Source organism: Haloarchaeobius amylolyticus (genome assembly GCF_042678045.1).
Lineage (GTDB): Archaea > Halobacteriota > Halobacteria > Halobacteriales > Natrialbaceae > Natrinema > Natrinema amylolyticus_A.
On sequence record NZ_JBHUDI010000004.1, the window covers coordinates 1 to 14,085 of the forward strand.

At 64.9% G+C, this 14,085-nt stretch carries 18 protein-coding genes and 2 tRNA genes; 9 read left to right on the plus strand and 11 right to left on the minus strand.

Annotated elements, in window-relative coordinates:
* Positions 1-206 precede the first annotated feature (206 nt).
* Positions 207-282: transfer RNA gene (locus tag ACFR99_RS06155), tRNA-Cys, on the plus strand.
* A 390-nt stretch (positions 283-672) separates the two neighbouring features.
* On the opposite strand, the gene ACFR99_RS06160 is transcribed toward ACFR99_RS06155, so the two are convergent.
* From ACFR99_RS06160 to ACFR99_RS06170, 3 genes are all read right to left on the minus strand, one after another.
* Positions 673-746, minus strand: a tRNA-Lys gene (locus ACFR99_RS06160).
* A gap of 63 nt (positions 747-809) precedes the next feature.
* A complete protein-coding gene (locus tag ACFR99_RS06165; RefSeq protein ID WP_390285411.1) occupies positions 810-1,505 on the minus strand; it encodes a DUF7119 family protein in 696 nt (231 codons plus the stop codon).
* Positions 1,506-1,559: 54 nt separating this feature from the next.
* Complete coding sequence (locus ACFR99_RS06170) at positions 1,560-1,700, minus strand: hypothetical protein (protein WP_390285413.1); 141 nt, start codon at positions 1,698-1,700, stop codon at positions 1,560-1,562.
* Positions 1,701-2,350: 650 nt separating this feature from the next.
* On the opposite strand from ACFR99_RS06170, the gene ACFR99_RS06175 reads away from it, so the two are divergent.
* The 6 genes from ACFR99_RS06175 to ACFR99_RS06200 all read left to right on the plus strand — a co-directional run bounded on the left by ACFR99_RS06175 (position 2,351) and on the right by ACFR99_RS06200 (position 5,607).
* The gene (locus ACFR99_RS06175) at positions 2,351-2,845 is read left to right on the plus strand and encodes a ferritin-like domain-containing protein (protein ID WP_390285415.1); all 495 of its coding nucleotides are present in this window, start codon (positions 2,351-2,353) and stop codon (positions 2,843-2,845) included.
* A gap of 299 nt (positions 2,846-3,144) precedes the next feature.
* Positions 3,145-3,618, plus strand: a complete 474-nt coding sequence (rimI, locus tag ACFR99_RS06180) for a ribosomal protein S18-alanine N-acetyltransferase (RefSeq protein WP_390285417.1) — start codon at positions 3,145-3,147, stop codon at positions 3,616-3,618.
* Positions 3,619-3,661: 43 nt separating this feature from the next.
* Positions 3,662-4,069 carry a DUF5810 domain-containing protein gene (locus ACFR99_RS06185; RefSeq protein WP_390285419.1) on the plus strand — a complete coding sequence of 136 codons (408 nt, stop codon included), beginning with the start codon at positions 3,662-3,664 and terminating at the stop codon, positions 4,067-4,069.
* A 25-nt stretch (positions 4,070-4,094) separates the two neighbouring features.
* On the plus strand, positions 4,095-4,505 hold the full coding sequence (locus ACFR99_RS06190; RefSeq protein ID WP_390285421.1) for a DUF5809 family protein: 411 nt from the start codon (positions 4,095-4,097) through the stop codon (positions 4,503-4,505).
* Positions 4,506-4,572: 67 nt separating this feature from the next.
* Positions 4,573-5,157, plus strand: coding sequence for an NUDIX hydrolase (locus ACFR99_RS06195; RefSeq protein WP_390285423.1), 585 nt, complete (start codon positions 4,573-4,575; stop codon positions 5,155-5,157).
* Between the two features lie 84 nt (positions 5,158-5,241).
* Complete coding sequence (locus ACFR99_RS06200) at positions 5,242-5,607, plus strand: rhodanese-like domain-containing protein (protein WP_390285425.1); 366 nt, start codon at positions 5,242-5,244, stop codon at positions 5,605-5,607.
* A 126-nt stretch (positions 5,608-5,733) separates the two neighbouring features.
* On the opposite strand, the gene yciH is transcribed toward ACFR99_RS06200, so the two are convergent.
* The 6 genes from yciH to ACFR99_RS06230 all read right to left on the minus strand — a co-directional run bounded on the left by yciH (position 5,734) and on the right by ACFR99_RS06230 (position 11,161).
* Entirely contained in the window at positions 5,734-6,027 is a 294-nt protein-coding gene (gene yciH / locus ACFR99_RS06205; protein ID WP_006180453.1) for a stress response translation initiation inhibitor YciH, read from the minus strand.
* Positions 6,028-6,183: 156 nt separating this feature from the next.
* Positions 6,184-8,478, minus strand: coding sequence for a transglutaminaseTgpA domain-containing protein (locus ACFR99_RS06210; protein ID WP_390285428.1), 2,295 nt, complete (start codon positions 8,476-8,478; stop codon positions 6,184-6,186).
* Entirely contained in the window at positions 8,475-9,476 is a 1,002-nt protein-coding gene (locus ACFR99_RS06215) for a DUF58 domain-containing protein (protein ID WP_390285430.1), read from the minus strand. The genes ACFR99_RS06210 and ACFR99_RS06215 overlap by 4 nt, the downstream gene beginning before the upstream one ends.
* Positions 9,473-10,453: an AAA family ATPase gene (locus ACFR99_RS06220; protein ID WP_390285432.1), complete on the minus strand. Its 981-nt coding sequence runs from the start codon at positions 10,451-10,453 to the stop codon at positions 9,473-9,475. Before ACFR99_RS06220 ends, ACFR99_RS06215 begins: the two co-directional genes overlap by 4 nt.
* A 207-nt stretch (positions 10,454-10,660) precedes the next feature.
* On the minus strand, positions 10,661-10,855 hold the full coding sequence (locus ACFR99_RS06225; RefSeq protein ID WP_008010533.1) for a cold-shock protein: 195 nt from the start codon (positions 10,853-10,855) through the stop codon (positions 10,661-10,663).
* A gap of 96 nt (positions 10,856-10,951) precedes the next feature.
* Positions 10,952-11,161, minus strand: a complete 210-nt coding sequence (locus ACFR99_RS06230) for a DUF7573 domain-containing protein (RefSeq protein WP_390285434.1) — start codon at positions 11,159-11,161, stop codon at positions 10,952-10,954.
* An 86-nt stretch (positions 11,162-11,247) separates the two neighbouring features.
* Between ACFR99_RS06230 and ACFR99_RS06235 the strand changes: the two genes are divergently transcribed.
* Positions 11,248-11,442 (plus strand): hypothetical protein, encoded by a 195-nt coding sequence (locus ACFR99_RS06235; RefSeq protein ID WP_390285436.1) that lies wholly within the window; start codon positions 11,248-11,250, stop codon positions 11,440-11,442.
* Positions 11,443-11,563: 121 nt separating this feature from the next.
* Here the strand turns inward: ACFR99_RS06235 and ACFR99_RS06240 are convergent, their stop codons facing one another.
* Positions 11,564-12,601 carry a 5,10-methylenetetrahydromethanopterin reductase gene (locus tag ACFR99_RS06240; RefSeq protein ID WP_390285438.1) on the minus strand — a complete coding sequence of 346 codons (1,038 nt, stop codon included), beginning with the start codon at positions 12,599-12,601 and terminating at the stop codon, positions 11,564-11,566.
* Complete coding sequence (locus ACFR99_RS06245) at positions 12,601-13,371, minus strand: coenzyme F420-0:L-glutamate ligase (RefSeq protein WP_390285440.1); 771 nt, start codon at positions 13,369-13,371, stop codon at positions 12,601-12,603. Before ACFR99_RS06245 ends, ACFR99_RS06240 begins: the two co-directional genes overlap by 1 nt.
* A 208-nt stretch (positions 13,372-13,579) precedes the next feature.
* On the opposite strand from ACFR99_RS06245, the gene ACFR99_RS06250 reads away from it, so the two are divergent.
* On the plus strand, positions 13,580-14,026 hold the full coding sequence (locus ACFR99_RS06250) for a universal stress protein (RefSeq protein WP_390285442.1): 447 nt from the start codon (positions 13,580-13,582) through the stop codon (positions 14,024-14,026).
* The last annotated feature ends 59 nt before the right edge of the window (positions 14,027-14,085 follow it).

Consider the following 14,085-nt stretch of genomic DNA (forward strand, 5'->3'; position numbering starts at 1 on the left):
AAGCCCGCCTGCGTTACGGTGAGTACTGGAGTGGGCGACCCTCTGGGAAACTCGTTTCGCCGCCCCCACTCATACTTCAACCCTCCACAGCCACCGCTCTAGCACTGGCTGTGTGGGGTTTTCTGCGTATATTCACGGCACAATTTCAGACACGGGCTGTTCCGTACCGCTACGCTTAAACGAACGCAGTAACAACGATAAGATGCGCCAAGGTGGCAGAGTCCGGCCGAACGCAGCGGCCTGCAGAGCCGCCCACCGCCGGTTCAAATCCGGCCCTTGGCTCTCACACGTTATCCAGAAGTCCAAGACGATTAGATCTTGGAAATTCTTCTCTTCCGTGTACGACAGCACTGACAAGTTCTCCGAACCGATCGAATCAGTTGATATGGTCTTCCGTGCGATGCATTCGTCCGCGCTCGAGCACAGCGGCGCGACAGTCGACTCGAGAGTCTGCACAACGGCCTGACGTTGAGATGGGGCTGCTCGTGTACAGGTTGTGAGTGGTTTGGTTACCGAGTGTGTACGTGTGTGGTCGCGATAGGAAAGCGAGCCGGGCGCGATTTGAACGCACTAGTGATCGGTTCCTCGACACACCGTTCGCGAGATGGCGCTCTCTCTGCATTCAACTCACGGTGGTCGCGTTGCTCCTCACAAAAGTGTTCGTCTCAAAAGCGGGCCGGGCGCGATTTGAACACGCGACCGTCTGGTTAAAAGCCAGACGCTCTGCCAGACTGAGCTACCGGCCCTGTGGTTCTTTCTTTTGGGGAGGACCGGTTAAACGTTTCTTTCTTGATCGGCGCGCAGGCCGGTTAGTCGAAGTAGTCCTCGAGTGCGTCCGTGACGAGCTGGCCTGGTTCGACGCCATCAAGAGAGGCACGCCGCCGGAGATCGCGGTAGGTCGGTGGCGAGAGCGTGAGCTCGAGTTCGCCGAGGACGACGTCGTGTTCGGCGAGTGCCTGCTCGATCGACACGCCATCGTTGACTTTACTGGCGATACTGCGAACATCACGGACGGTAAGATCGCCGTCGAGGGTGGCCCACGCGAGCAACAGTCGTGCTTCGCCACCGACGCGGGCGATGTGTTTGGCAGCGGTCGGTGCGATTTGACCGAGCGCGACCTGTTTGCGGACCGATCGGGGGAGATCGTGGACGCGGGCCCACTTCCGAATGAACGAGACAGTCGTCTCGTCACCGGCGCGTTCGGCAGCGGCTTTGTACGAGCCTTCGCCACGGACGAGGGCGGCACAGGCGGCTGCACCGCGGAGCATATAGAGGTGGTCGTCGGTGGTCTTGCCAGCGGCGAACTGGCGAACGGTTTCGGCGGCGTCGGCGAGACTGTCGGGATCGTCGGGATCGAACTGAACGGCCTCGCGGGCGCGGGTTCCGGTGACCGATTCGTCGCCCCGGATCACTGGTGCACCGACGGGCGATTCACGGTCCGTCGGGATCGATCGACCGTTCTCGCCGTGGCGGCGTGAGCCGTCACCGGGTCGATTGTCGGTCATGAGCCTAAATAGGTGGTTCGCATCAAAAAGCTCATTGTCTGGACGAGAGGGGAGTTACTCTTCGCGCTTCTCGGCGAGGTGCTCCCAGATTTCCGTACAGCCAGCCCCTTCTTCGATGTCGGCGAGGTGTGCGTCGTCGCGGTCCGTCGGTTCTTGCTCGACCGGCTCTGGGTTGCATTCGGCTGCGTCAGTCATCGACGGCCTTTCGAATCCTGCTGGCATAAGCCTCGTCTCGGCTGCAAGAGATACCCGTGCTCTGTCTTATGGGTCGATTATGCCGCTATCTCCGACGACCGGCACGTTCGAAACGAACGGAGCGCGAACGGCTCGAGGCCCTGAAAAGCGGAGTTGCCGCGAGCACCCTCGAGCGGGGGCTGACTGTTGTCGTGTCGACTCGACAGCCCGTGGCCACTCGCAACAGCGGTGTCGGTCGACCGGCAGTCCGCGATGAGCAGACGGTTCCGACCACCATAGCGCTGGGCGTCGATCGGTTCGAGCCGATCGCGTTCTGCCTTTTCGGCCGTCTCGGTGTGTCCTGGCTGTCGGAGACGACAGTGCCGGCGGGAACGATGGCGAATGCCGGCGCTCGTGCGCTGGAACCCCTGATTTCCCGTACCCCTCCTCGAATCAGGGGGCGGTTGCCATCGGCAGAGGTGCGGCAAATACGACCGCTAGATGGGGCGCTCGTCGCAGCAAATCGTGTCTTTTAGTATCATGATCTGTGGTGCTGAGAGGCGTCTTCTGTGATAATTACGACTGCATTCGGTCTAAATGGTACTCGATTGGCCTCTGTTTGCTGGCGCCTCGAGCCGGCGCGCGGCCGGCGAACGCTCGACCGGTCACACATGAGCATGGAGACGATTCAGGAGTTGTTCGAGCATGGCCTCGAAGACATCTACCACGCGGAACACCAACTCCTCGACGCGCTTGCGGACCTCGAGGAGAATACCGACCACGACGAGATCGCGCAGGCGTTCTCGGAGCACCGTGAGGAGACCCAGGGTCACATCGACCGGCTCGAGGAGGTCTTCGAGATGGTCGGTGAGCCACCAGAGAAAGAGGAGTGCGAAGGTATCGAGGGGTTGATCGAGGAATACGAGGAGTTCACGTCGATGGATCCGTCCCGGGAGGTGATGGACTACCACAATATGGCGGCCGCCGAGAAGACCGAACACTACGAGATCGCCGCCTACGGGAACCAGATCCCGCTCGCGGACCAGCTCGGCATGGACGAGGCGGTCGATCTGCTCGAGGAGAACCTCCGGGAAGAGCAAGACGCACTGGACGAACTGAAAGAACTCACTGAGACGTTCGAGATGGACGCGATCCCCGCCGAGTGATTCCCGTGACTGACGACACTGAGACGGGCTGCTATCACTGGTTCTCGGCGCACCCGCATGACGGGTCGCGGGTGCGCCGACACTGACTGAGAGAAGTCTGTATGACTCCGAGGACGACCAGACCCAGTACGCCGGCACCGAAGACGAGGAGCCAACGACTGACATCGACGAGGTCGATGACGAAGAACTCGCCGACGAGTAGCGGGTCCCACAGCCGGATCCGTGCTGGCCGGCTCACGGGATAGACGCCGCTGCCGCGACGCGTACGGCTTTTATCGGTCGCCCCGTTATCGATACGTGTGACGACTTCCGCACCTGAGGATGGCGAGGCGGTGTTGATCAGGCCCGCAGAGCGTGCGGATCTCCTTGCAGTGGTTCGCATCGAGAACGCCTCCTTCGCACAGGCCTGGCCGTACGATGCCTTCGAGCGGTTCCTCGGCGAACCCGGGTTTCTCGTCGCCGAAGTCGATGGCGAGATCGCTGGCTACGTCGTCGCCGACGTCACACAGCAGATCGGCCGCGCGCTCGGCCACGTCAAAGACGTCGCCGTCCATCCTGATCACCGTCGAGCGGGCGTCGCCTCCACGTTGCTCTCCCGGTCGCTCGGCGTGCTCGCGGCCCACGGTGCCGACACGGTCAAACTCGAGGTGCGGCGGTCGAACGACGGGGCGAAACGACTGTATCGGAAGTTCGGCTTCGAGCCGTTGCGGCGAGTTCCCAGCTATTATGCTGACGGCGAGGACGCGATCGTGATGATCCGGAAAATGGGATAGCAAGTTGCGGGACGTTTTACCGTCCGGAGCCGTACGCTCGGGTATGGGATACGCCTGTCCGGTCTGTGACACCGAGGAGGCAGACGCAGTACACCTCGCGAACCACCTTGCGATCACCGCGTCGCTCGGCCGCGACGACCATCGCGCGTGGCTCGAGGAATACGCGCCAGACTGGAGCGACTGCACGCCAGACGAACTCGGCGAGCGCGTTCGTCCACACGCCCAGGAAATCGACACGCCCGAGTTCGATGCGGGCGGCCACGATCACGGTCACGGCCACGAGCCCGGTCGCCCCGACTCGCTCGAGGCGGGCATCGCACGCCAGAGTCGCCAACCCGGACGCGGATCGATGACTGCCGAGACCGAGCGTGTCCTGCAGGAAGCCGCCGAACTGACGCGTGAGATGCAGACCGACTCCGAGCACGACGCCGACGAGAACGAAAACGCGTAACTGCCAGTCGCTCGACTGGCCGGATATGCATACCGAAGGGACGTTTGCCTTCGAGTCGGCCGAAGACGCGCGGGCGCAGTACGAATCCGTCGGTCCTGCAGCCCAGACGGTCGTCCGCGAGGTCGCGAAGGCGATGGCGTTCGACCGCGAGGAGTACGACGAGCGTGTCACCGGCGACGTCGTCGAAACCGCCCGTGACGCGCTTTTTGCGAGCTTACTCGAGGTACACGTCGGCAGCCGCGAGGAGTTCGACGACTGGCGCGCGGACTACGACGGTGCGGTGACGACGGTGGGCCACGAGGCCGTCGACCGCGTCGTCTGGCACGTCGGCCCCGACGACGAGGCCGTCGCAGCGACGTTCCAGGACGAGGAAGCGGCAGCTGTTGCAACGCTTCGTCGGCAGGCGTTCGGGCGGCTGTATCGGGACCGCGTCTAACAGCGTGGCCGGGTCGCCGCCGGCACGATCACCACCTCTTATCCGCTCGCGCCCGTATCGTTCGCCGATGACCGTACCGGACGACTGGGAGCTACTCGAGGAGCGAACGGAGTACGAAACGGGCTGGTACGACGGCGGCTACGACCGCCTCGAGCAGCCGGATGGCACCGAGAAGCGCTACTACTGGGCGGATCTCCCACCGGCAGTGGTCGTGGTCGCGCGGATCGATGCCGGCGTGCTCGCGGAGACAGGTACTGACACCGCGGATGGCGATGACGACCGACTCCTGTTCGTCGAACAGTACCGGCCGACGATCCGCGAGACGCATCTCGAGTTGCCGGCGGGAATCGTCGAGGACGACGAGTCCTACACGCAAGCGGCGACCCGTGAACTCGAGGAGGAGACTGGCTTTCGACCCACGAGTACCGCGCTCCTCCAGGAGTACGCGGTCGCGACCGGTGTCTTGCGCCACGACCGCGGCGTCGTCTACGCCGAGGGGCTCGAGCCGGGCGAGCGGGAACTCGACAACAACGAGTTCCTCGAGGTGACGACGGTGCCGGTGAGCGAGGCCCTCGAGCGTGCTCGGGAACAGCCGGCAAACGATTCGACGCTGTCGGCGTTGTTGCTGGCCAAAGAGGACGGGCTCCTGTAGTGCCGTCGGCTGTCGCGCTCGATCGATTCGCACCGGGTGTCGGGACCCGTGTCCTTATTCGGTCCGCGGTCCAATACGTCGCTAATGGACGGCGAAATCTCCACCGGCGAGGTCAATGACCTTCTCGAGGACGATGCCGACGTTCGTATCGTCGACATTCGCGACGAGCGAGCCTTCGAGCACAGCCACATTCCCGGCAGTGAGAATATCCCGTTTCACGAACTCACGAGTCGGGTCGACGAACTCGAGGACGCCGACCACATCGTCACGGTCTGTCCACACGGCAAGGCGAGTGTCCAGGCCGCACAGCTCATCGGCTCTTACGAGGGCACTGCCGACGCCCGCGTCGAGAGCATGGAAGGTGGCCTCGAGAAGTACGGCATGAAGTTCGGCCTCGTCCGTGAGGACGCGGAGAATGCGGAATCGGCCACGCGCGAGTCCCCGTTCTGATCGAGGCGGACGGGCAGCAGGCCCGTCGACCGACAGCGTGGCGACTACTCGAGAGCGGTATAAAAGAACGTAGTAGGGCTGCGACGCGGTCGTGGGTTCGGAAGTCGTCTCAGAGCATCGCGGGCATTAGGCGACGTTGAAGCCGCGGTCCCGAAGGAACTCCTCGATGCGGCCGGTGTGGTTCCCCTGGAGCTCGATCTGGTCGTCCTCGACGGTGCCGCCACAGGCGAACTTCGATTTGAGATCCGACGAGAGACTGTCCAGATCGACGTCCTTCGGATCGAATCCTTCGACTATCGTTACCTCTTTCCCGTATCTGCGCTCGTCAATGCGGATGTTGAGTTGCTGTTGGCCCTTGGCCACGTCCTCGCAGACGCAGAGTTCCTCGGGCAGCCCGCACGTCGAGCAGACTTCCGACATTACGTTCGTTGGTATGAAACGGGCATATTAAACACTATCGGGACCCGCATGCTCTCGCGTGGTTCTTTTTCAGTGAGTGGGACCGTTCCCGTCGACTGGACGCCCATGGGCGTTCTCGATACCGTCTCCCACACGGAATACGATCGGGTACTCGTCTCATCGTAGTCGATTGATCACTGGGATTCGATCCCGTGTGAGGTCGTCGACGATCGCGATCGCTTCATCGGCTTGCGCCCGACTGACGCCGGTTCCGTAGGTCGCTCGTTCGTAGTAGTCGACGACGCGCTCGATTCGCGGGTCGATCGACGGTGCGTCGTCCGTGTCGGTCGCCGACAGTGCCTGCAGGTACGCACGAGCCGACTCCGACCTGCGACGGGGCCGATACTGGCGGGCGAGCAAGCGCTCGAGGCGGGCGAACGCGCGTTCGGCGTCCCGATTGGGATCGCGCCGGCGGCCGTGCCAGTAGAGTCCGAGTTCGCGCCGAAGTCGCGTCGCTGCGTCGGTTCGGCGAGCGCCCGTCGCGAGGCCGACGAGGGCCACGAGCCCGAGCGCGGCGGTTTCCCGCGTGATCGGGACGAGCGGGCTTTCATTCGCCGAGTCGGTGTCGGTCGTACCGGTGGCGGGGTCAGACGGTGGGTCAGACGGTGTCTCGTTCGTCTCGTTGCGCTGATTCGTCGGTGACGATTCGTTCGGTTCGTCCGGATCGGTCGTTTCGTTGGGCTCGGGTTGCGTGATGGATTCGTCACTGGTGGGGTCGGATGGCTCGTCGGGGTCCATCACGTCGGCGCTGTCCCCGGTGTCTACGTCTTCGTCGCCGGTTTCGCGGGCCTGCTCGAGCCGGTCGGTGTGGACGTCCTCGCGGCCGTCGCCCGGCGTCGGATCGAACCGGACCCAGCCGTGCTCTGGAAAGTAGACCTCGACCCAGGCGTGGGCGTCGAGCCCGCGGACGACGTACGTATCGTCGTCGACTTGCTGGCCGCTCGTGTAGCCGGTGACGTAGCGGGCCGGAACCCCCTCGGTGCGGAGCATTTGCGTCATCGCCGTCGCGAAGTAGACGCAGTAGCCCGCCTCCATCTCCGTCGTGAATTCCTCAGCGACGTTGCCGTCGGGTTTAGTGACCGACAGCGAGTACTCCTTCGAGGAGTCAAGGTGGCGCTCGATCGAGACCGCGGTGTCATACGGGGTCTCGGCGTCGGCCGTGATCTCGGCGGTTCGCGTTCGGAACTCGCTCGAGGTGCTTTCTGGCGTCTGCAGGTAGCGATCGGTCACCGCGTCGGGGTAGTCCGTTCCTGCAGCCCGGAGCGCTGCCGGATCGGGATCGACGACCCCACTCACGACGGTGTAGCTCTCGCCTGCCGACAGTGGCGTGTCAGGGCGTGGCTGGCCGTGTCCCGAAACGGTCGTCCGTCGCGTCACGTCGCCCTCGAGGGCGATCGGCTGTGGCGCGACGGGCATGACGCCCAGCTCCGTCTCGGGGGTGATGGTTTGTTCGACCGTCTCGACGTCGCTCGGCGGTGACGCGAGGTCGCCGTCGTACCGGCTGCTCCGACCGGTTCGGACCCACTCGTCGCCGGTGAACCGATCGTAGACGCCGGTCCGCCAGTACGATCGCTGGTCCGACTCGACGGTAAACCGAACTGCCGGCGAGAGTTCGACCTCCCCGGCGATCCCCGACCGCTGGGGCGCGGTATCGAGCGTCGCCTCGAGCGTGCCGGGCTCGCCCTGGGAGAGGTGGGTCGGCGCCGCCGGCTGACCGGGGACGACCGTGACTGAAAGCGAGAGGACGACGGCGAGCGCGAACAGCGCCGCGAGCAGGTCCACCTGCCGGAGTGAACCGCCGCGGCGCTCGAGTTCGCCGGCAGCGACGGCACCGATGGCGGCGAGGGTGCCGACCACGGTGACGTGCGTGCCTGCATCGCCGGTCAACACGAGAAAGCCGAGCGCGGCCCCGCCGGGAACGACGGCGAGTCCGTACCGGCCACGCATGGCGAGATACCACGAGAGGAAGACGGGGGCGGGGACGAATCCCAGCGTCCAGACGCCAGCCTGTACCATTCGGAGGAGGGGAAGGCCGGTCACGAGCGCGACGGTATCCGAGACGATCGTGCCGGCTGCCGTCACGACGATGCTCGGGTCCACGCCGGCCGACGCGAAGTAATAGGCGAACCCGATCCCGGCCGCTGCCAGCGCGAGGGCCGCCGCAGTCGGCGGCCGAATCAGTCGTGCAAGCGCCGTCGCCGCGACGAGCATCACCACGACGACCGCGAACAGTGCCCGACTACCGCCGACGATCTGTGTGATCCCGTAGAGAACGCTCACGTACGACGCCGTCAGGACCACCACACAGGCTAGTGCGATCGAGCGGGCTGCCCCAAATCGGGGGCCGGCAGTCCCGTCCGTCTCGATCGAGCGCATTCGCTCGTCGGTCCGTCCGGATGCGTCCGTGCTCATGTGGTCACCTCCATCCCGTCGCCGGTCGTGAGGGTATCGAAGCGGAGTTCTCGACCGTCGACGGCAATCGTCGTTCCGTCCGCGTCGGTTCGAATCAGCACGTCGGCGGTCCGTCGCGTCCCCTCGTCGAGGTCGCCGGCATCGACGACGGCGAGCAGGCCGAGTAGTTCCCGGTGGTGATCCTGGCCCGCTCCCGGTGGCTGGGTCCCGCCAGGAACGACGAGCCCGACCCGCACGCCCTGCTCGAGGAGGGCGGTTACGACGGTGGCAGCGGCCGACGCGAGCTCGTCGCCGCGGCCGGCGACACAGTCGGCGGCGACGGTGACGGCACCGGCACCCCTACCATCGTCGTACTCTCTGACGAGCAGCTCGTCGTCGGGGCGTTTGGCCGCGGTCTTCCAGTGAACGTCACGCAGTGGGTCTCCACGGCGGTACTCCCGGAGGTGATCGAACGCCTCGTGCTCGGGGCGATCGGCGATACCGGCCAGCGCCTGGAGGTCGTCGACGGCACCCCGCCCGAGCTCGTGGACCTGCGGATAGACGAGCACGGGCGTCTGATCTGCGTACTCGAAGCGGCGCTCGACGAGGCCGATGATGTCGCTCACGACGATCGAAAGCGGGCCGACCCGGTGGCGGCCCCGATCGGCGAGTTCGACGTCGTAGGTGATCGTCTGGTCACCCTCGAGGGTGGTCTCGACAACCGGTGGCGTGGGTGTCGAGAGGCCGTTGCCCACGGTGTCGCGGACGGTCGCGTCGATCGGACTCTCAGTTTCGATCGTGACCGCGATCTGTCGCTGCTCGCCGACGAACCCGTCGGCGACGGGCTGGCGGGTGAGCCGTGGACGGTCCGTGCGAGCGATCGTCACGAGGCCGGCGACCAGGACGACGACCAGCGGGACGACGACCGCGTTCAGCGCCCGCGGACCGGATCGCCAGCTCAGCGCGACGGCGCCGGCGACGACGGCGACGACGGTCCAGCCACGGCGTGTAAGTCTCATTCGACGGGGATGGTCTCGAGGGCGTCGTCGACGATCGCCGCTCCATCCTGGTCGCGATCGGCCGTCTTGATCCGGTGGCGCATGACGACGGGTGCTTCGGCCTGGACGTCGTCGGGGATCACGTACGCTCGGCCGTTCGCGGCGGCACGTGCCTGCGCTGCGCGCAACAGCGAGATCGACCCGCGGGGGCTGACGCCGATGTGTGCGTGCTCGCGGGTGTACGCGGCGAGTCGTGTCACGTACTCCCGAATCGGCTGTGCGACCTGCACCGTCGAGACGGTCTCGCGGGCGGCGACGAGCGTCTCGCGGTCGGTCACGGACTCGAGCGACTCGATGGGGTGGTTGCCGACGGTCCGGCCGAGCAGGTCGACCTCCTCGTCGGGATCGGGGTAGCCCAGGTGGAGTTTCTTCATGAAGCGATCGATCTCGGCGAAGGGAAGGTCGTAGGTGCGATTCGGCTCGACGGCGTTCTGGGTCGCGATCACGGTAAACGGCGTCGGCAGCGCGCGTGTCTGGCCGTCGGTGGTGACCTGCTGTTCCTCCATCGCCTCGAGCAACGCGGCCTGAGTCTTCGGTGGCGCGCGGTTGATCTCGTCGCCGAGCACGATGTTGCCGAAGACGGGGCCGGGCTGAAACTCGAACTCGCGGGTCTGCTGGTTGAAGACGTTGACGCCGGTGACGTCGGCCGGGAGGAGATCGGGCGTAAACTGAATGCGGCTGAACGAACAGTCGACAGACCGGGCGATCGACCGTGCGAGCATGGTCTTGCCGACGCCAGGGACGTCATCGAGCAGGACGTGGCCACGGCCCAGCAGGGCGGTGATGACGTGTTCGACGACGGCCTCGTGGCCGACGATCACGCGCGAGACGTTCGCTTCGATGTCTGCACAGAGCCGTTCGACCGTCGCAATCTGAAGCGACTCGCCGTCTGCCGTCGGCTCGGCACTCGTCTCTCCTGTCGGATTCGTATCAGTCATATTCTAATGCTGTCGGCAGGGACCCGTCCATTACTACGCCATCCATCGCTTCGGAACATATGTTTTGTGCCGCGTGAATGATAGCTATCGCAGAATACGCGGCCGCCGATAGCTGTCGCTCGAGCAGCAGCGTCTTCCGAACCTGCCGACTCGAGCGCTGCTGCTATGCGTGTAGCGATCAGAAAACGATACTCCTATCGGACCTGCCTAGAGCCGCTCGACGTTCGTCGCGCGTGGCCCCTTCTCGGCCTCCTCGATATCGAACTCCAGTTCCTGCCCCTCCTCGAGGTCAGGACCGCCGATGTCCTCCATGTGGAAGAACACGTCCTCGTCCGCGTCGTCGGTCTCGATGAATCCGTAGCCGCCAGTGTCGTTGAAGAATGCGACCGTACCTTTCGCCATTGCAAGTGAACAAAGCCCCGACGAAGACATAAAACTTCGGGAGCACACTCGCAAGGTCGCCTCGAGATGGGCGCTATTACCGGTCTCAGCCGTCGCTTACCACGCTTTGCAGTTGGGACAGACGAGTTCGCCGTCAGCACGCCAGACACGGTCGGTCGCCTTCCCACACTGGGCGCACGTGTACTCGCCCCAGGCGTACGTCGACAGGCTGGCTCCTTCTGTCGATCCGTCCGCGTCGGTACTCGCGTCCGTCGGCGGCTCATCGTCAGCGGCTGCGAAATCCGAGAGCGTCGCGTCGTCGGTCACGCGCCGGTGTAGGGCCGCGGCCGGTATAATCGCTCCGCCAGCGCGGGACCGGCACCGCCAAGTACCATCGATAACAACCCCCGAATATGGACACCATCACTCCGATGAACATTATCGTGGACAACATCACCGAAATGATCAGCCTCTTCAGCGACGTCGCGATGGGCGCCGGACTTGCGCCTCTGCTCGTCCTCATCGGCGGACTCCTCGTCGCGTTCTCGATGGGCGTCTTCGGACTGCTTACCCTCGGCGCTGTCGGCGACCTCTTCACTGCGAACTAACAGCGATTCCGGCGGTTCGTTTTCTACGGCGCGTCAGCTCATACGGTCTGCTGTAACGATGTCCCGGCGCACCCACAGGAGAGGTCGCGGGTGCGCTAGAAATGACTGACAGGAGTCCGTATCACTGGGTTGCACGAGCGAGTGCCTCGCTCGCGCGTTCGACCGCGTCCTCCAGATCCGGCCCCAGCGGCGAGCCCACGACGATCCCGTCGACGTGCTTGAGCGCCGCCGCGAACCGGTCCGCAACCGTTTCCGTCGTGCCTGCGATACAGAAGGCGTCGATCATCGCCGGGGTCACGTGGCCGAACGCCTCGGTTAACTCCCCTCGCTCGAGTGCCTCGCTGACCGCCGTGGCGGCCTCGCGGTCGATGTCGTGGCGCTCGAGGACCGGCTCCGCGGCCCCGCCGACGATGAACGCGACCGGTGGACGGGCCGCCTCGCGTGCCGCGTCCTCGCTGCCGGCGACGCTGACGCTCGCGAACGCAAGCGCCTCGAACTCGCCGTAGTCGTCGGGCCGCTCGGCGAGTCCCTGCTCGAGCTGGCCCGCGGCCCACTCGAGGTCCTTGGGATGGGAGGCGTTGACCAGCGCGCCGTCGGCGTGTTTGGCGCTCATCCGGAGCATGTGTGGCCCCTGTGCGCCCACGTACGTCGGAATCCGTCCCGATGGGGGCTCGAGATTCAACGAGGCGTCGGTCGCGCTGAAGGTTCCGTCGTGGGTGATCGTCTCGCCGGCCCAGAGGTCACGCGCGAGATCGAACGTCTCGAGGACGCGCCGGAGCGGCCGGTCGCGATCGATCCCCAGATTCGACAGTGAGGAGCGGTCGCCGGCTCCGACGCCGAAGACCGCGCGGCCGTCGCTGATCTCGTCGATCGTCGCCACCTGGGCTGCGAGTTTCACGGGGTGGGTCTCGTAGGGATTGACGACACCCGGTCCGAGTCGAATCTCCTCGGTGGCGTCGGCCATCCGCGAGCACACCACGAACGGGTCGCGATTGAAGTAGTGACTGCTCGCGAACGCGATGTCGAACCCCTCGTCCTCGGCCAGCGCCGCGAGGTCGGCGATCCGATCCGGCGGGTGTTCGGGCGTGAGTTCGATGGCCCACGTCGGGTCGTCGTTCGCGGTCGGTACGTCGTCGCTCGAGTCAGTGGTGTCTGTCATTAGTCGTCGAACCTCCATTCTCGCAGTGCCTGTCGAATAAAATCGTCCTCGACGGCGCGAAACAGTTCGTCGCTCCCCGCGTGATCGCCAAAGTCCCAGTCGCGGATGACCACGGCGGGCGTCCCGCCGGCTCCCTCGCCAGTGATGAGGTTCGCGGCGGCCGCGAGTTCGTCGACCACGGACTGGACGGTGACGCCGAGTTCGTGGCCGTCGCGGTCGCGTTCGCCGCGCCAGTCGCGGCTTGCGGGCATACCGGCCCAGCCGATCGCGACGCCACGCTGACCATGGCGGAACGGGCGGCCGCAGGTGTCCGTGACGATCACCGCGATGCCCTCGATACCCTGCTGTGCGAGGCCCGCGCGGATCCGTTCGGCGCTCTCGCTCGGCCGCTTCGGCAGCAACAACAGGTCGTGGTCTGGCACGTTCGAGCGATCGATCCCCGCGTTCGGCGCGATGTGCCCGAAGCGGGTTTCGGCCAGCAGGAACGGACAGTCGATCAGCAACTCCGTGCTCTCCTCTAAGACCGCCTGTGCGAACCGCGGATCTTTCTCCTCACCGGCCACCGCTTCGATGCGGTCGGCGATCTCCTGGGCGCGGCCGCTGACGGGGTAGTCCGCGAGGTCGGCCGTCCGGCCCTCGGCCTTCGAGACGATCGTGCTCGCGACGGTGAGGACGTCGCCGGGCTCGAGGGCAGCCCGCTCCGCGACGAGCGCGGCGATGTCGTCGCCGGGGCTGATCTCGGGGAGGTCCGCCACGCCGTTGAGCTTCATACCGAAGCGTAGGGCAGCGCCGTCAAAAGCGCACCGTCACCGGAGAATGGAGTCACCGATTCCCGACTCGAGTCCGACCGACGTGATCGACTCCAGCGGGAACGGGAGTCGGCCCCGATCTCGATAACCCTTCCGTCCGACGGTTCCATTGCACAGTGGCCGATCTGGCGACCGAACTGTTATGATGCGTGTTTCCCTCTCTCCTGACATGGGTAGTACACATAATTCCCCGCAGGGCGACCTTCTCGCACACGTTCTCGTTCCGGTCGCAAACGAGACCGATGCCGAGAAGACAGCGCTGGCGCTCGAACCGTACGATCCAGACACGGTGACAGCGCTCCACGTCGTCGAAAAGGGGGACGGCGTCCCAGATAAGACACCCGTCGAGCAGTCCGAAGACCTTGCTGCAGAATCGTACGCCGCTGTCCGCAGAGTCTTTCCAGATGCGAACGACCACACTGCCTACTCTCGGAACGTCGTCGACGCTATTTTCGAGGCTGCTGATGAAGTAGATGCGAGCGCTATCGCGTACCGTTCCCGCGGTGGCAACCGACTCATGCAGTTTCTGTCGGGTGACCGTTCACTCAAGCTCGTCACTCGGGCCACCCGACCGGTCATTGCACTGCCACAGACGGATACAGACCGAGACCAGTAATCGAGAGGTCACGTGGCGTTTCTCATACTCCGGACAAAAGTCAGTGAATACTCGACAGC